Genomic DNA, 239 nt, shown 5'->3' with positions numbered 1-239 from the left:
ACCTAGATCACTGTAAAATCTTCTTTCATGGTGGTCAGAACTACGTGGGTATTGGTTCTCTCTACATGAGGTAGAGAAAGCAAATGCCTCGTGAAGTCGCTTAACTCTTCCCTCTTCTTGAACTTGGCTACAATCATGGCGTCAGACAAGCCTGTTACTCTGTAAACACAGCAAACGTTGACCACCTTGGCGATCTCCCTAGCTATTTCTTGAAATCTGCCCTTAGAAATCGTCATTTC

Annotated in this window: 1 protein-coding gene; it reads right to left on the bottom strand. The window is 43.9% G+C overall.

Translation table 11 applies throughout. The features are described 5' to 3' along the window. Positions 1–2 precede the first annotated feature (2 nt). On the bottom strand, positions 3–239 hold a 237-nt coding region (locus GTN70_09475), incomplete at its 5' end, for an AsnC family transcriptional regulator (protein NIO17213.1).

The organism is Deltaproteobacteria bacterium (genome assembly GCA_011773515.1).
Lineage (GTDB): Bacteria > Desulfobacterota > Deferrimicrobia > J040 > J040 > WVXK01.
Note: the sequence above shows the minus strand (reverse complement) of the source record. Positions and strands in the feature narration are given on the sequence as shown.